Consider the following 14,485-nt stretch of genomic DNA (forward strand, 5'->3'; position numbering starts at 1 on the left):
GGCGACTGCGTCTTTTTTCTCATGTAGTGAATACGTTCCGGGACATCGGGAACAAGGAAGGTCTTCCGACATGACTTCACCGCACGATTCCAGACGCCTGGGCGAGTTTCTGGCGCGCCCGCTGGCCACGGCGACAGACATGCTGGCAGCGTTGCTGGCGCTGTGGCCAGGCGGCCTCAATGACGATTGCCGTGCACGGCTTGCCGCGCGCGATGACTGGCACCTGACGATCGACAGTCGCAGTGCCGCGCAGGGTTCCCTCTTCATCGCCATCCCCGGCATCGCCAGCGATGGCCGCGACTATATCGCCGCGGCGCTTGAGGGCGGTGCCGAGCTGGTGCTGGCCGAAAGACCCGCAGGCGGGGATGCACGTCTCGCACTGCATTCAGACGATGCCAGAGTCGTCTGGCTCGAGAATCTGGGCGAGCAGCTCGGTGAGCTGGGCCGCCAGGCCTTCCGCGTGCCCGAGTCGCTGACGCTGGTCGGGGTCACGGGCACCAATGGCAAGTCTTCCGTCACCCATTACATTGCCGAGCTGGCCGAAGCGATGGGCACGCCCGCCGGCATGATCGGCACGCTCGGCATCGGGCGTCCCGGCGCGCTGGTCGCGGGCGAGCGCACCACGCCTGATGCCCTGGCCGTGCAGGCGGCGCTCAAGGGCCTGAGCCTGGCCGGTGCCGAGCTGATCGCGATGGAAGTCTCCTCGCATGCGCTGGATCAAGGGCGCGTCAATGGCTGTCGCTTCACCGTCGCGGGCTATACCAATCTTTCGCGGGACCACCTCGACTATCACGGCAGCATGGCGGCCTATGCGGCGGCCAAGGCGAAGCTGTTCAAGCGTCCCGAACTCAAGCTTGCGGTGCTCAATGCCGACGATGCGCTGGCGCGTCTGATGCTGGCCGGCATGCAGCGCGGCGTGCGCGTGCTGGCGATGGGGCGTGATGATGTCGCGACCCTGCGCGTGCTGGATGTCTTCCCCGAGCCGCTGGGCCAGGTTGCCGTGATCGCGACGCCGGATGGCGAGCGTGAGCTGGGCCTCAATCTGATGGGGCGCTTCAATCTCGACAACGCCTTGCTGGCAATGCTGATCCTACATGGCCTCGACTATTCGTTCGAGGGGCTGTTTGCTGCCGCGCCGCGTCTGACGCCGGTGCCGGGCCGCATGCAGCGCCTGAGTCGTGATGGCGCACCGGTGGTGGTGGTCGACTACGCCCACACGCCGGAGGCCGTCGAGACGGCGCTGACCGCGCTGCGTGCCCACCTGCCGGCGCGGGATGATGCGCGCCTGTGGTGTGTACTCGGCTGTGGTGGCGATCGCGACAGCGGCAAGCGCCCGCTGATGGCCACGGCCGCCGAACAGGGCGCCGACCGTGTCGTGATCACCGATGACAATCCGCGCACCGAGAATGCCGCTGCCATCCGTCAGCAGATGATGACCGGCATCCATGCCCGCGAGCGCGTGCTGGATATCGCCGAGCGTGGCGAAGCCATTGCTCAGGTCATCCGCGATGCCGGTGAGCATGATGTCATCCTGATCGCCGGCAAGGGGCACGAGGACTATCAGGAAATCGATGGTCAGCGACTGCCGTTTTCCGATGTAGCCCATGTGGTCGCGGCGCTGGAGCGTCGTGAGCTCTCGATGCTGGAAGGTCAGGAGCGTGACGCATGAGTGCGCCTGAACAGCCCGTCGCTCTGGGCACCTTCGAGGAACTGGCCGCGGTGCTCGGGGCGCAGCTGCCACAGGCATTGCGCGGTCAGGCACTGGGCGCTATCGAGACGGACACCCGCAAGCTTGGCGAGCAGGCCGCACCGCTGTTCGTGGCGCTGAAGGGTGAGCGCTTCGATGCCCATGACTTCCTCGCCCAGGCTCGTGCCAATGGCGCCGTCGCAGCGCTGGTCGAGCGGGCAGTGGATGATCCGCTGCCGCAGATCGTCATCGCGGATACCCGCCTGGCCTTCGGGCTGCTGGCGGCGGCGCGTCGCCGTGCCTGGGGGAGGCCGCTGATCGCGGTGACCGGCAACAGCGGCAAGACCAGCGTCAAGGGCCTGGTGCATGCCATCCTAGTGCGGGATGCCGCGCGTTTCGAGGCCGAAAGCCTCGCCAATCATGGCAACCTCAACAACGATTTCGGCCTGCCGATGACGTTGCTGCGCTTGAGCAACGCCCACCAGCACGGCGTGGTCGAACTGGGCGCCAATCATCTCGGCGAGATCGCCTGGACGACAGCCCTGGCGCGCCCGCAAGTGGCGGTGATCACCAATGTCACCGGCGCCCATGTCGGCGAATTCGGCGGCATGGGGCAGATCGCCCAGGCCAAGGGCGAGATTCTGGCGGGCTTGAGCCCGTTGGGAGGGCGACGTCCGGTCGCGGTGCTCAACCGTGATGACGCCTACTTCTCGCTATGGCAGGCGCTGGCCGCAACCGGCCAGGCGGTCGATGTCATCGACTTCAGTGTTGCGGATGGCGGCGTGGATGGCAGCGCGGATAGCGGTGATCGCCCGGCACGCCTGCAGGCACGTGAGCTAGGCGCGGATGAACTCGGGCGTTATGCTTTCGAACTGACGTTTGATGGCCGCTCGCTCGGTCGTGTCCAACTGGCGTTGCTGGGGCGTCACAACGTGGCCAATGCGCTGGCGGCTGCCGCGGCGTGCCTGGCACTGGGCATCGACAGTGATCTGGTGATCACCGGGCTCGAGAGCGCCGAGAGCGTACCCGGCAGGCTGGGGGTTGTGGCAGGCATCAACGGTTCGCGTCTGCTGGATGACAGCTACAACGCCAACCCCGGCGCCATGCTGGCGGCGCTGGATCTGCTGGCGACACTGCCTGCGCCGCGCTGGTGCCTGATGGGCGCCATGGGCGAACTCGGAGCCGACGCCGAACGTCTGCATGCCGAGGTGGGCGATTACGCCCGCAAGCTGGGCATAGATTTCATTGCCACCTGCGGCGAGGGCGCTCAGGCGACTGCCGAGGCCTTCGGGGCCGGTGGCAAGCACTTTATCGAGCGGGCAGAGCTGGAAGCTTACGCCCGTAACCATCTACCCACCGGGGCCAGTGTTCTGGTCAAGGGGTCTCGCAGCGCTGGCATGGAGAATGTCGTTGCCGCGCTCAAGGTCGACGCATCAAGGTGAATGTGAGTCATGCTGCTGCTGCTTGCTGAGTTTCTGGCCCAATTCAATGGCGCCTTTACGGTTTTCAATTATCTGACCCTGCGCGTGGTATTGGCCACGTTGACGGCACTGTTGCTGTGTCTATGGCTGGGTCCCTGGGTCATACGCAAGCTCGTCGATGGCCAGATCGGCCAGGCCGTGCGCGACGATGGCCCCAAGTCTCACCTTTCCAAGGCCGGTACGCCGACCATGGGCGGCGTGATGATCCTGCTGTCGATGGCCGTCTCCACCCTGCTGTGGGGCGACCTGACCAACCTGTATGTCTGGGTGGTGCTGGCCGTCACGCTGGGCTTCGGCGCCGTCGGCTGGGTCGATGACTACCGCAAGGTGGTGGAGAAGAATCCGCGTGGCCTGCCGGCGCGCTGGAAGTACTTCTGGCAGTCGGTGGTGGGCATCGGCGCCGCCGTGGTGCTGTATCTGACGGCGAGCACGCCGGCCGAGACGGGCCTGCTGGTGCCGTTCTTCAAGGACGTCGTCATCCCGCTGGGCGTGTTCTACATGGTGCTGACCTACTTCGTGATCGTCGGCAGCTCCAATGCGGTCAACCTGACCGATGGCCTCGATGGTCTGGCGATCATGCCGACCGTGCTGGTCGCCATGGGCCTGGCCATCTTCGCCTACGCCTCGGGCAACCTGAAGTTCGCCGAGTATCTGCACATTCCCTTCATCGCCGGTTCCGGCGAGCTGGCGGTGTTCTGCGCCACCATCGCGGGTGCCGGCCTCGGTTTCCTGTGGTTCAACACCTATCCCGCCCAGGTCTTCATGGGTGATGTGGGCGCGCTGGCACTCGGCGCGGCACTGGGGGTCGTGGCGGTCATCGTGCGTCAGGAAATCGTGCTGTTCATCATGGGCGGCGTCTTCGTGATGGAAACCGTCTCGGTGATCCTGCAGGTCGGCTCCTACAAGCTGACCGGGCGACGCATCTTCCGCATGGCGCCGCTGCATCACCACTTCGAGCTGAAAGGCTGGCCGGAGCCGCGCGTCATCGTGCGCTTCTGGATCATCACCGTCGTGCTGGTGCTGCTTGGCCTGGCCACACTCAAGGTTCGCTGAGGACGCATTCGCGATGACCCTCTCTGTCACCTCCCAAGCACCGGCCTCGCCGGTGCCTGCCAAAGGACCGACCCTGGTGGTCGGTCTTGGTGTCTCCGGACAGGCGATCGCTCGCCATCTGAGTGATCGCGGCATCGACTTTGCCGTCGCCGATACCCGCAGCGCACCGCCGGGCCTCGAGAGCCTGCGCGAGCATGCGCCGCAGGCCGAGGTGCATCTCGGCCCACTGGAATCGCTGGATCTGTCACGCTTCGGCGAGGTGGTGCTCAGTCCGGGCATTGACCCGCGTCAGGCGGTGTTCGATGGGGTTCGCGAGCGACTGGTCGGCGAGATCGCACTCTTCGTGCGTGCGCTGGACGAGCGTCAGGCCCGCGATGCGCAGGGCAAGCGGCCCACGCTGGTCGCGATCACCGGCTCGAACGCCAAGTCCACCGTGACCACGCTGATCGCGCAGATGGCCGCGCGTGCCGGTCGTGACGTGGCGGTCGGCGGCAATCTGGGCACCGCCGCGCTGACCTTGTTGCGTGAGCAGCCTGATGCCGAACTCTACGTGCTGGAGCTGTCTTCCTTCCAGCTCGAGACCACACCTGAGCTCAAGGCCGATGTCGCCTGCTTCCTGAATCTCTCTGAAGATCATCTTGATCGCCACGATGGCATGCGCGGCTATCAGGCCGCCAAGCGCGGCATCTTCCGCGGCGCAGGCCTTGCGGTCATCAATGCCGATGACGCCTGGAGCTGGCCGGCCGAGAATGATGCGGTGGCGCGAGTCAGCTTCAGCGTGCAGCTCGGTGAGTCGGCCGATGAGTCGACCGATGAGGCTGCCAGGCAGGCGCAATGGCGCCTGGCGGAGCAGGGCGGCACGCTGTCGCTGTGTCATGTCGAGTCTGGCCAGCTGCGCGGCGTGATGCCTGCTGCGGAGGTGCGTCTTGCAGGCCGCCACAACCAGGCCAATGCGCTGGCGGCACTCGCGATGGGCACGGCGATCGGCCTCGACGAGACGGCGATGGTCGCCGAGCTAGCAAGCTTCGCGGGCTTGCCGCATCGCGGCGAGCTGATCGCCGAGGTGGCGGGCGTGCGCTGGATCAATGATTCCAAGGGCACCAATGTCGGGGCGACGCTGGCGGCGATTGCCGGTCTCGGCCCGACGCTCGAGGGCAAGCTGATATTGCTGGCCGGCGGCCAGGGCAAGGGCGCGGATTTCACGCCGCTGGCGGCGCCACTGGCCCGTTACGCCCGTGAGGCGGTGGTGTTCGGACAGGATGCGCCGCTATTGACGCAAGCCCTGGCCGATGGCGTTACCGTGACGCCAGTCATGACGCTGTTGGAGGCCATGCGTCATGCTCGACAGATCGCTCAGGTGGGGGACTGCGTACTGCTGTCACCGGCCTGCGCCAGTCTCGATCAGTTCCCCAATTACATGGCGCGCGGCGACGCGTTCCGTGACTGGGTCACGCAGCACATCATGCCCGGTGCAGACTGCAATTCTGGCCCTGGCGGCAGCGACAAGGAAGCCTGCGATGCGTAACAAGGCTCGGCGAGTCCATGACACCCTGACGGCAGAGCGTCAGCCCGTCGACGGCTGGCTGCTGTTCTGCGCGCTGGCGATCCTGTGTATCGGCTGGGTGATGGTGACGTCTGCCTCCAGCGAGATCTCGAGCGAGCGCTTCGATGGCAATGCCTTCTACTACAGCATGCGTCACGGCATCTTCATCGTGATCGGCCTGGTGGCCGCGATCTGTACGCTGCGCGTGCCGATGTCTGCCTGGCAGCAGCGCAGCTTCGCGATGCTGATGCTGGGCTTCGTGCTGCTGGTGGTCGTGTTGGTGGTCGGGCGCGAGATCAACGGCGCCAAGCGCTGGATACCGCTGCCATTGGTCGGCGGGGTGCAGGCCTCAGAGATCGCCAAGCTGTGTCTGATGATCTGGCTGGCCGGCTATCTGGACCGCCGCCTCGACAAGGTGCGCGCCAGCGTCGTCAACGGCCTCATTCTGCCCTGCGTTCCCTTGTTGCTGATGATCGTGCTGCTGGCGCTGGAGCCTGACTTTGGCTCCATCGTGGTGATGGGCGGCGCCGTGATGGGCATGCTGCTGATGGCGGGCGTCGCCTGGTGGGGCTTCATCGTCTTGCTGGGCCTGGCCGGCGGTGGTGGTTGGCTGTTGGCGATCGCCGAACCCTATCGCTGGGAGCGTCTGACCACGTATACCGACCCGTGGGCCAACATGTATGACAGTGGCTACCAGCTGACCCAGGCGTTGATCGCCTTCGGTCGTGGCCACCTGAGTGGCATGGGGCTGGGCAACAGCGTGCAGAAGCTGTTCTATCTGCCGGAAGCGCATACCGATTTCGTGTTCGCCGTGCTGGCTGAAGAGCTGGGCTTGATCGGGGCGACAGCCGTGGTGGCGCTGTTCGGACTGCTGATCTACCGCGCCTTCAAGATCGGTCGCCGCGCTGAACTCGCCGGCTTGCCGTTCAGCGCCTACCTCGGCTACGGTATCGCCCTCGTGCTGGGGGCGCAGGCCTTCATCAACATCGGTGTGGCCAGCGGACTGCTGCCCACCAAGGGGCTGACCCTGCCCCTGATGAGTTATGGCGGTTCCAGCCTGATCGTCAGTTGCGTGCAGATCGCGATACTGCTGCGTATCGATGCCGAGACTCGCAAGCTGACCCGCACACCGACAGGAAATGCCGCCGCGCCCCGGCGCAAGGCCAAGAAGCCGACCGAGACACCGCAAGGAGCACAGGCATGACGTCATCTTCTTCTACCATCGCTCCTGAGGGGGCGGTCGACTCGGTAGACACTGTCTCCAAAGGCGTCGTGCTGATGATGGCCGGCGGCACGGGAGGGCATGTGATCCCGGCGCTGTCGCTGGCGCGTGCCCTCGCGGCGGCCGGTCACGAGATCCATTGGCTGGGCAGCTCGCGCGGCATCGAGAATCGCCTGGTGCCTGACGCCGGCTACCCGCTGCATCGGGTCGAGGTCGCGGGCCTGCGCGGCAAGGGGCTGGCGGGCTATGCGGCGATCCCGTTTCGTCTCGCGCGCGCCGTCCTGCAGGCGCGGCGCGTGATTCGTGAGCTCAAGCCGGTGCTGGTGGTAGGCCTCGGTGGCTTCGCCAGTGGTCCGGGCGGGCTCGCGGCGCGCCTTGAAGGCATTCCGCTGATCATACATGAGCAGAACGCCATCGCGGGCCTGACCAACAAGGTGCTGGCTCGGATGGCGACGCGTGTCTACGCCGCCTTCCCGGGCGCCTTCCCGCCGGCCCGCGGGGCTCAGGTGGTGGGCAATCCGGTGCGTGATGAGATCGCCGATGTCGGTGCCGCCGGGCATGCGTCCGAGTCTGCTGTCGAGACGGCAGGCGAGTCGCGTGCGTTGCATCTGCTGGTGATGGGCGGCTCGCTGGGCGCTCAGGCGCTCAACGAGACGCTCGCGCCGGCGCTGGCTCTGCTGCCGGAAGCCTCGCGCCCCGTGGTGCGCCATCAGGCCGGACGTGACAAGCAGGAGGCGACCCTTGCCGCCTATCAGGCAGCCGGCGTTACGGCTGAGGTCAGCGAGTTCATCGGTGACATGGCCGAGGCCTACGCCTGGGCAGACCTCGTGGTCTGTCGCGCCGGCGCCCTGACCGTGGCCGAGCTGGCCGCGGCAGGTCGGCCTGCGGTGCTGGTGCCGTTCCCCCACGCTGTGGATGACCACCAGACCGTCAATGCCGCGGTATTGGTCAAGGCGGATGCCGCGCGCCTGATTCCCCAGAATACGTTGACTGCCGAGCGCCTCGCCGAGACGCTGGCAGAATTGCTCGACCCCAAGATACTCACTGGCATGGCCGCTCGCGCCCGCAATAGTGCGGAACTCGATGCGGTAGCGACCATGCTGGCAGGCTGCATGGAGACTCGCCTTGAACGCTAGCAATTCTGATCGCGGTGCAGGTATGCGCCGCATCCGTCGTATCCACTTCGTCGGCATCGGCGGTGTGGGCATGTGTGGTATCGCCGAAGTACTGGGCAACATGGGCTATGAGGTCAGCGGCAGTGACCTCAAGGAATCGGCCGTCACGGCGCATCTGCGTGAGTGCGGCGTGCGTGTCGCCATCGGTCATGCGGCCATCAATGCCGAAGGCGCGGATGTGGTCGTGGTCTCGACCGCGGTGGACACCACCAACCCGGAAGTGGCCTGGGCGCGGGAGCATCGCATCCCCGTCGTGCGTCGCGCCGAGATGCTCGCCGAGCTGATGCGCTTCCGCCAGGGCATCGCGATTGCCGGCACCCACGGCAAGACCACCACCACCAGCCTGACCGCGACCCTGCTCGCGGAAGGTGGCATGGACCCGACCTTCGTCATCGGCGGCAAGCTGACCAGTGCGGGCACCAACGCCCGTCTGGGCGAGGGTGAGTATCTGGTCGCCGAGGCGGACGAGTCCGATGCCTCCTTCCTGCATCTGCAGCCGTTGATCTCGGTGGTGACCAACGTCGATGCCGATCACATGGCCACCTATGAGGGCGACTTCAATCGCCTCAAGGACACCTTCATCGAATTCCTGCACAACCTGCCGTTCTACGGTCTGGCGGTGCTGTGTATCGATGATGCCAACGTGCGTGAGCTGCTGCCGCGTGTTCAGCGTCAGTTCGTGACCTACGGCTTCAGCGACGATGCCGATTACCGCATCAGCGATTTCCGCCAGGGTGGCGGTCAGCTCAGCTTCACGGCGCTGCGTCCGGAAGGCCATGCACCGCTCGAGATCACCCTGGCGATGCCGGGTGAGCACAATGCGCTCAACGCCCTGGCGGCGATCGCCATCGCCACCGATGTCGGTGTCAGCGATGAGGCCATCGCCCGCGCACTGGCAAGCTTTGCCGGTGTCGGTCGTCGCTTCCAGGTGCACGGAGAATTCGCGGCACCCAATGGTGAGCAGAGCGTGATGCTGGTGGACGATTATGGCCACCACCCGCGCGAAGTGGAGATGGTGATTCGCGCCGTGCGCGCCGGCTGGCCGCAGCGCCGTCTGGTGATGGCCTACCAGCCGCACCGTTATTCGCGCACCCATGATCTCTATGAAGACTTCGTGCGTGTGCTGTCTGAAGTCGACACCCTGTTGCTGCTGGATGTCTACAGTGCCGGGGAAGCGATGATTCCGGGCGCCGATGGCCGCTCGCTGGCGGGCTCGATCCGTCAGCGCGGTCAGGTGGACCCGCTGTTCGTCGAGCACAAGCGTGCGCTGCCGGACTTGCTCAAGAACGTGCTGCGTCCGGGCGATATCCTGATTACCCAGGGGGCGGGCGATGTCGGTGGCATTGCGCTGGCACTGGCGGGGGCCGACCTCAAGCTTGACGAGGTGACGCTATGACCGTCTCTTCCTCCCCATCCGGGTCGACAGGCGTGAATCCTGAGCTGGCCACGCGCTATGGACGTGTCGTGGTGCTGTTCGGTGGCCTGAGCGCCGAGCGCGAGGTGTCGCTCAAGAGCGGTGAGGCGGTGCTGGCGGCCCTGCAGGGCGCAGGTGTCGATGTGCAGGGCTATGACATGGCGCATGGGCTGGCCGGTCTCGAGGCATTGCGCCCCGACCGTGTCTTCATCGCCATGCACGGTCGCGGCGGCGAAGATGGCACCTTGCAGGGGGCGCTGGAATTGCTGGGCATCCCCTACACCGGCAGCGGCGTACTGGCCTCTGCACTGGGCATGGACAAGCTGCGCACCAAGAAGCTCTGGGATATCGAAGGCTTGCCGACGCCGCGTTCCTGTCGCCTGGCGGCGGACACGGACTGGCAGTCGGTGCTCGAGACGCTCGGTACCCCGGTGGTGGTCAAGCCGGTGCATGAGGGGTCGACACTCGGCATCCATATTGTCGAGGACGCCCAGGCGCTCCAGGATGCCTGGACGGATGCCAGCCGCTTCGATGCGGTGGTGATGGCCGAGCGTTTCATCAAGGGGCCGGAATACACGGTGTCGGTGTTGGACGGCGAAGTCCTGCCGGCCATTCGCATCGAAGCCGATAGTGGTTTCTACGATTATGATGCCAAATACATCGCCAATACCACGCGCTATCTGCTGCCTTGTGGTCTGAGCGCTGCGCGCGAGGCGGAATTGGCCGAGATCTCGCTCAAGGCATTCAACGTGCTGGGCTGCGAGGGTTGGGGCCGTGTCGATGTGATGGAAGATGCGGACGGCGCCTTCTGGCTGCTGGAAGTCAACACCTCGCCGGGCATGACCGATCACAGCCTGGTGCCGCAGTCCGCGGCGCATGTCGGGCTCGATTTCGCCACCCTGGTGCTGCGTATTCTCGACACGACTCTCGCCGAGCGGGACGCAAACGACGCGTCAGTCGCTCAGCAGAGTGGTTATTGATCGATGGCGGCGCGTAGCACTACCGGCGCAATCTTCGGCCTCGTTCTCGGTCTTGCGCTGCTGGTCGCGGGCGGACAGGCATTGTGGACCTGGCTTGACCGTCCCATTGAGCGAGTCACCATCAAGGGTGACTTCGATCATGTCAGTGCTGCCTACCTTCAGCGCCATATCGCGCCGTTGATTCGTGGCCAGAGCTGGCTCTCCGTCCCATTGGGCGAGGTTCGGCGTCGCGCGTTGGCGATCGATTGGCTGAGTGAGGTCAGCATCTCGCGTCGCTGGCCGGATACACTCGAATTCGAGCTGTTTGAACAGCAGCCGGTGGCCTACTGGAATGATGGCGAATTGCTCAATGTGCGCGGCGATGCCTTCCAGGCGGGCCCGGTCACACAGCTGGGCAATCTGCCCAATCTGGCGGGGCCCAAGGGCAGTGGATCCGAAGTGCTGGCCGAGCTTGACGCGCTGCAGAGCCAGTTGGGCGGGCTGGGGCTCAATGTCTCCCAGTTGCGATTGGAGCCACGCGGCGCCTGGCGCTTTCAGGTCAATGATTCGGTGTGGGTGATGCTGGGTCGCAATGATCGAGAGGCACGTCTAGCGCGTTTCATGGCGGCCTGGCAGCGGCGTCTGGGTGATGAGGCGTCGCAGATCCGCTACATTGATCTGCGTTACCCCAACGGAGTGGCAGTGGCGTGGCATGGGGAGACGACGGCACCCGAAGAAGGCAAGGACAGTTGAGGCAAATGGCGACACTCACTACATGCTTCATTTGCGTGTGAGTATTAGCAAAATGGCGATATCGCCAGTTTCATTTGTCGTCAATCCCGCCTATTCTAGCGGGGATTTGCGCCCCTCGGTATTTTAGGCTGGTATGCCCCAAGTGGCTGCTCCTATACTGTGAAGTCAAATCCCTCTGTACGGGTTAAACGGAACGTAAACCCGTTTTGGGTGGTGCGGCAGACATGTTGTCTGTCAAAGCGCGCAATTATTTTCATGATGAACCAGAATCAAGGAGCTGGCCCGACCTATGGCAGGACATTCCAAATCACAGGATATGGTGGTCGGGCTGGACATCGGAACCTCCAAGGTAGTCGCGATCGTGGGTCAGCCGACCGATGATGGCGGTATCGAAATTGCGGGAATTGGCTCCCACCCTTCACGTGGCATGAAGAAGGGTGTGGTGATCAACATCGAATCGACCGTACAGTCGATTCAGCGCGCAGTGGAGGAGGCTGAGTTGATGGCCGGCTGCGATATCCACTCGGTATATGTGGGCATCGCCGGCAGTCATATCAGTTCGATGAATTCCGATGGTGTCGTGGCGATCAAGGATCGCGAAGTGACGCCGTCTGATATCGAACGCGTGATCGACTCGGCGCGCGCTCGAGCGATTTCTGAAGGTCAGCGCATTCTTCACGTGCTGCCGCAGGAATATGCCATTGACCGTCAGGAAGGTATTCGCGAGCCGTTGGGCATGTCCGGGGTGCGTCTTGAGGCGCGCGTTCACCTGGTCACTGCCGCACTGAATGCCGTGCAGAATATCGAGAAGTGCGTGCGTCGCTGCGGGCTCGAAGTCGACGACATCATTCTCGAGCAGCTCGCCTCGAGTCATGCGGTTCTGACCGAGGATGAGCGTGAATTGGGTGTGTGCATGGTGGATATCGGCGGTGGTACCACGGATATCGCCGTCTTCACCGAAGGTGCCATTCGTCATACGGCTGTGATCCCCATCGCGGGTGATCAGGTCACGAATGACATCGCCATGGCGCTGCGCACACCGACGCAATATGCAGAAGAAATCAAGGTCAAGTATGCCTGTGCTCTGACCCAGCTGGCCTCCAGCGACGAGACGATCAAGGTGCCGAGTGTCGGTGACCGACCGGCACGTGATCTGTCCCGTCAAGCGTTGGCCGAAGTGGTCGAGCCCAGGTATGAGGAACTGTTCACCCTGGTCCGCGATGAATTGCGTCGCAGTGGCTATGAAGATCTCGTGGCTGCGGGCGTGGTTCTGACGGGTGGAACGTCACGCATGGAAGGTGTCGTTGAGCTGGCGGAGGAGATCTTCCACATGCCGGTTCGCATCGCTTGCCCGCAAAATGTGCGTGGACTGGCGGATGTGGTCCGCAATCCGATTTATTCCACGGGTGTGGGTTTGCTACATTATGGGATGAAACAGGAGCGGCACACGCCATCGTCGACGACCGTCGCGGTGCGCAGAGAGGAATCTGCCGCGCGACGCGTTCACGGCCAAGAGCACGACACCTCCACGCTGGAGCGGATCAAGGGCTGGTTCAAGGGAAATTTCTGACAGGGATTACAGAAAGACTGTGATCCAGGAGACAGGGCATATGTTCGAACTGGTAGATAACGCACCCTCCAGCAGCGCGGTCATCAAGGTGATCGGTGTTGGCGGCGGCGGTGGTAACGCCGTCAATCACATGGTCGAGAGCAACATCGAAGGCGTCGAGTTCATCTGCGCCAACACCGATGCTCAGGCGCTCAAGCGCGTGGCCGCCAAGACTGTCCTGCAGCTGGGCAGTGAAATCACCAAGGGGCTTGGCGCTGGCGCCAACCCGGAAGTGGGCCGCCAGGCGGCGATGGAAGACCGTGAGCGTATCGTCGAGCTGCTGCAAGGCGCCGACATGGTCTTCATCACGGCTGGCATGGGGGGCGGTACCGGTACCGGCGGTGCTCCTGTCGTGGCGCAGGTCGCCAAGGAGCTGGGCATCCTGACCGTGGCCGTCGTCACGCGTCCGTTCCCGTTCGAAGGGCCGCGTCGTCAGAAGGCGGCAGAGCAGGGCATGAAGGAGCTCTCCGAGCACGTCGACTCCCTGATCACCATCCCCAACGAGAAGCTGCTGTCAGTGCTGGGCAAAAGCGCCAGCCTGCTGAGCGCCTTCAGCGCCGCCAACGACGTGTTGCTGGGTGCCGTGCAGGGGATCGCGGAGCTGATCACCAGCCCGGGCATCATCAACGTCGATTTCGCCGACGTGCGCACTGTCATGTCCGAGATGGGCATGGCGATGATGGGGACCGGTGACGCCATCGGCGAGAACCGTGCTCGTGAAGCCGCCGAGAAGGCTATTCGCAGCCCGCTGCTCGAAGACATCGATCTGCACGGCGCGCGCGGTATCCTGGTCAACATCACGGCGGGCCCGGACCTCTCCATCGGTGAATTCAACGATGTGGGTGCCACCGTGCAGGAGTTCGCTTCTCCGGACGCCACCATCGTGGTCGGGACGTCCATCGACATGGACATGACCGACGAGCTGCGTGTCACTGTCGTGGCGGCGGGTCTCGACGGTCGCGTCGAGAAGCCGGCGGCGCGTGAAACGGCACCGGCCAAGCGTACCGTCGAGAAGCCGGCGGATTACCGCAGCCTGCAGACGCCGACGGTCACCCGTCAGGCCAAGGAAGAGCAGGAAGCGGCAGCCAAGAAGTCGGAGCCGCGCAAGTCGCGTGATATGGATGACTATCTCGATATCCCGGCCTTCCTGCGTCGCCAGGCTGACTGATGCGCACTGCTGACACGTCATTGACGTTCATGTGCCAATCGGCACGAGGCTGAGATGACACGGCTCATCATGAGTCTGACTTCACCCATCCGGGGCTTCCCGGGTGGGTGAAGTCGTTTCCGGGGCAGACAAAAGGGGCTTTTGCCGCCGGCGCGGGGCGCTGCCTGTGCGTCACGGGTGCATCCGCCAGTGCCGTGGGCGCGTAAGGAAGGGAGGACTTCAAGCTGTCTTGCACATTGATTATCGTTTTATGGCAGTGCGAGTGAGAACTGTTTGGTGATTGCGTGTTCATACTCAGCACGAGGCCAGCAGGCGCGCGGGTCAGCCTCAATGGTGCTCGAAAGGCAATGTTGAATTTCCCTAACAGCGGCAGGTGACAATTTGTTGAATTCCTGCATTGCTGTTATCATGAACACTGTTT

The 14,485-nt window shown here is 64.2% G+C and carries 11 protein-coding genes; all 11 read left to right on the forward strand.

What is annotated here, in order from left to right; translation table 11 throughout:
• Window positions 1-70 precede the first annotated feature (70 nt).
• Window positions 71-1,669 carry a UDP-N-acetylmuramoyl-L-alanyl-D-glutamate--2,6-diaminopimelate ligase gene (locus U0O11_RS03605; RefSeq protein WP_324691701.1) on the forward strand — a complete coding sequence of 533 codons (1,599 nt, stop codon included), beginning with the start codon at window positions 71-73 and terminating at the stop codon, window positions 1,667-1,669.
• Complete coding sequence (locus U0O11_RS03610) at window positions 1,666-3,129, forward strand: UDP-N-acetylmuramoyl-tripeptide--D-alanyl-D-alanine ligase (protein WP_324691703.1); 1,464 nt, start codon at window positions 1,666-1,668, stop codon at window positions 3,127-3,129. Before U0O11_RS03605 ends, U0O11_RS03610 begins: the two co-directional genes overlap by 4 nt.
• 9 nt (window positions 3,130-3,138) lie before the next feature.
• Window positions 3,139-4,221: a phospho-N-acetylmuramoyl-pentapeptide-transferase gene (mraY, locus tag U0O11_RS03615; RefSeq protein WP_043332504.1), complete on the forward strand. Its 1,083-nt coding sequence runs from the start codon at window positions 3,139-3,141 to the stop codon at window positions 4,219-4,221.
• A gap of 13 nt (window positions 4,222-4,234) precedes the next feature.
• Window positions 4,235-5,746: a UDP-N-acetylmuramoyl-L-alanine--D-glutamate ligase gene (gene murD, locus U0O11_RS03620; RefSeq protein ID WP_324691705.1), complete on the forward strand. Its 1,512-nt coding sequence runs from the start codon at window positions 4,235-4,237 to the stop codon at window positions 5,744-5,746.
• The gene (ftsW, locus tag U0O11_RS03625) at window positions 5,739-6,968 is read left to right on the forward strand and encodes a putative lipid II flippase FtsW (RefSeq protein ID WP_054555086.1); all 1,230 of its coding nucleotides are present in this window, start codon (window positions 5,739-5,741) and stop codon (window positions 6,966-6,968) included. The genes murD and ftsW overlap by 8 nt, the downstream gene beginning before the upstream one ends.
• A gap of 77 nt (window positions 6,969-7,045) precedes the next feature.
• A complete protein-coding gene (gene murG / locus U0O11_RS03630) occupies window positions 7,046-8,122 on the forward strand; it encodes an undecaprenyldiphospho-muramoylpentapeptide beta-N-acetylglucosaminyltransferase (protein WP_324692491.1) in 1,077 nt (358 codons plus the stop codon).
• A 22-nt stretch (window positions 8,123-8,144) separates the two neighbouring features.
• On the forward strand, window positions 8,145-9,557 hold the full coding sequence (murC, locus tag U0O11_RS03635) for a UDP-N-acetylmuramate--L-alanine ligase (protein ID WP_216059803.1): 1,413 nt from the start codon (window positions 8,145-8,147) through the stop codon (window positions 9,555-9,557).
• Window positions 9,554-10,555, forward strand: a complete 1,002-nt coding sequence (locus U0O11_RS03640; protein WP_324691708.1) for a D-alanine--D-alanine ligase — start codon at window positions 9,554-9,556, stop codon at window positions 10,553-10,555. Before murC ends, U0O11_RS03640 begins: the two co-directional genes overlap by 4 nt.
• Before the next feature lie 3 nt (window positions 10,556-10,558).
• Window positions 10,559-11,287 carry a cell division protein FtsQ/DivIB gene (locus U0O11_RS03645; protein ID WP_043332498.1) on the forward strand — a complete coding sequence of 243 codons (729 nt, stop codon included), beginning with the start codon at window positions 10,559-10,561 and terminating at the stop codon, window positions 11,285-11,287.
• 289 nt (window positions 11,288-11,576) lie between these two features.
• Window positions 11,577-12,857: a cell division protein FtsA gene (ftsA, locus tag U0O11_RS03650; RefSeq protein ID WP_043332496.1), complete on the forward strand. Its 1,281-nt coding sequence runs from the start codon at window positions 11,577-11,579 to the stop codon at window positions 12,855-12,857.
• A 40-nt stretch (window positions 12,858-12,897) separates the two neighbouring features.
• Window positions 12,898-14,064 (forward strand): cell division protein FtsZ, encoded by a 1,167-nt coding sequence (gene ftsZ / locus U0O11_RS03655; protein ID WP_043332494.1) that lies wholly within the window; start codon window positions 12,898-12,900, stop codon window positions 14,062-14,064.
• Window positions 14,065-14,485 lie beyond the last annotated feature (421 nt).

Origin of the sequence: Cobetia sp. D5 (assembly GCF_035666195.1) — a bacterium.
Taxonomy (GTDB): Bacteria; Pseudomonadota; Gammaproteobacteria; order Pseudomonadales; family Halomonadaceae; genus Cobetia; species Cobetia amphilecti.

What these genes read in the sequence shown, in the direction of transcription:
- U0O11_RS03605 (WP_324691701.1), top strand. Translation starts at nt 71, where the DNA reads ATGACTTCACCGCACGATTCCAGACGCCTGGGCGAGTTTCTGGCGCGC.
- U0O11_RS03610 (WP_324691703.1), top strand. Translation starts at nt 1,666, where the DNA reads ATGAGTGCGCCTGAACAGCCCGTCGCTCTGGGCACCTTCGAGGAACTG.
- mraY (WP_043332504.1), top strand. Translation starts at nt 3,139, where the DNA reads ATGCTGCTGCTGCTTGCTGAGTTTCTGGCCCAATTCAATGGCGCCTTT.
- murD (WP_324691705.1), top strand. Translation starts at nt 4,235, where the DNA reads ATGACCCTCTCTGTCACCTCCCAAGCACCGGCCTCGCCGGTGCCTGCC.
- ftsW (WP_054555086.1), top strand. Translation starts at nt 5,739, where the DNA reads ATGCGTAACAAGGCTCGGCGAGTCCATGACACCCTGACGGCAGAGCGT.
- murG (WP_324692491.1), top strand. Translation starts at nt 7,046, where the DNA reads ATGGCCGGCGGCACGGGAGGGCATGTGATCCCGGCGCTGTCGCTGGCG.
- murC (WP_216059803.1), top strand. Translation starts at nt 8,145, where the DNA reads ATGCGCCGCATCCGTCGTATCCACTTCGTCGGCATCGGCGGTGTGGGC.
- U0O11_RS03640 (WP_324691708.1), top strand. Translation starts at nt 9,554, where the DNA reads ATGACCGTCTCTTCCTCCCCATCCGGGTCGACAGGCGTGAATCCTGAG.
- U0O11_RS03645 (WP_043332498.1), top strand. Translation starts at nt 10,559, where the DNA reads ATGGCGGCGCGTAGCACTACCGGCGCAATCTTCGGCCTCGTTCTCGGT.
- ftsA (WP_043332496.1), top strand. Translation starts at nt 11,577, where the DNA reads ATGGCAGGACATTCCAAATCACAGGATATGGTGGTCGGGCTGGACATC.
- ftsZ (WP_043332494.1), top strand. Translation starts at nt 12,898, where the DNA reads ATGTTCGAACTGGTAGATAACGCACCCTCCAGCAGCGCGGTCATCAAG.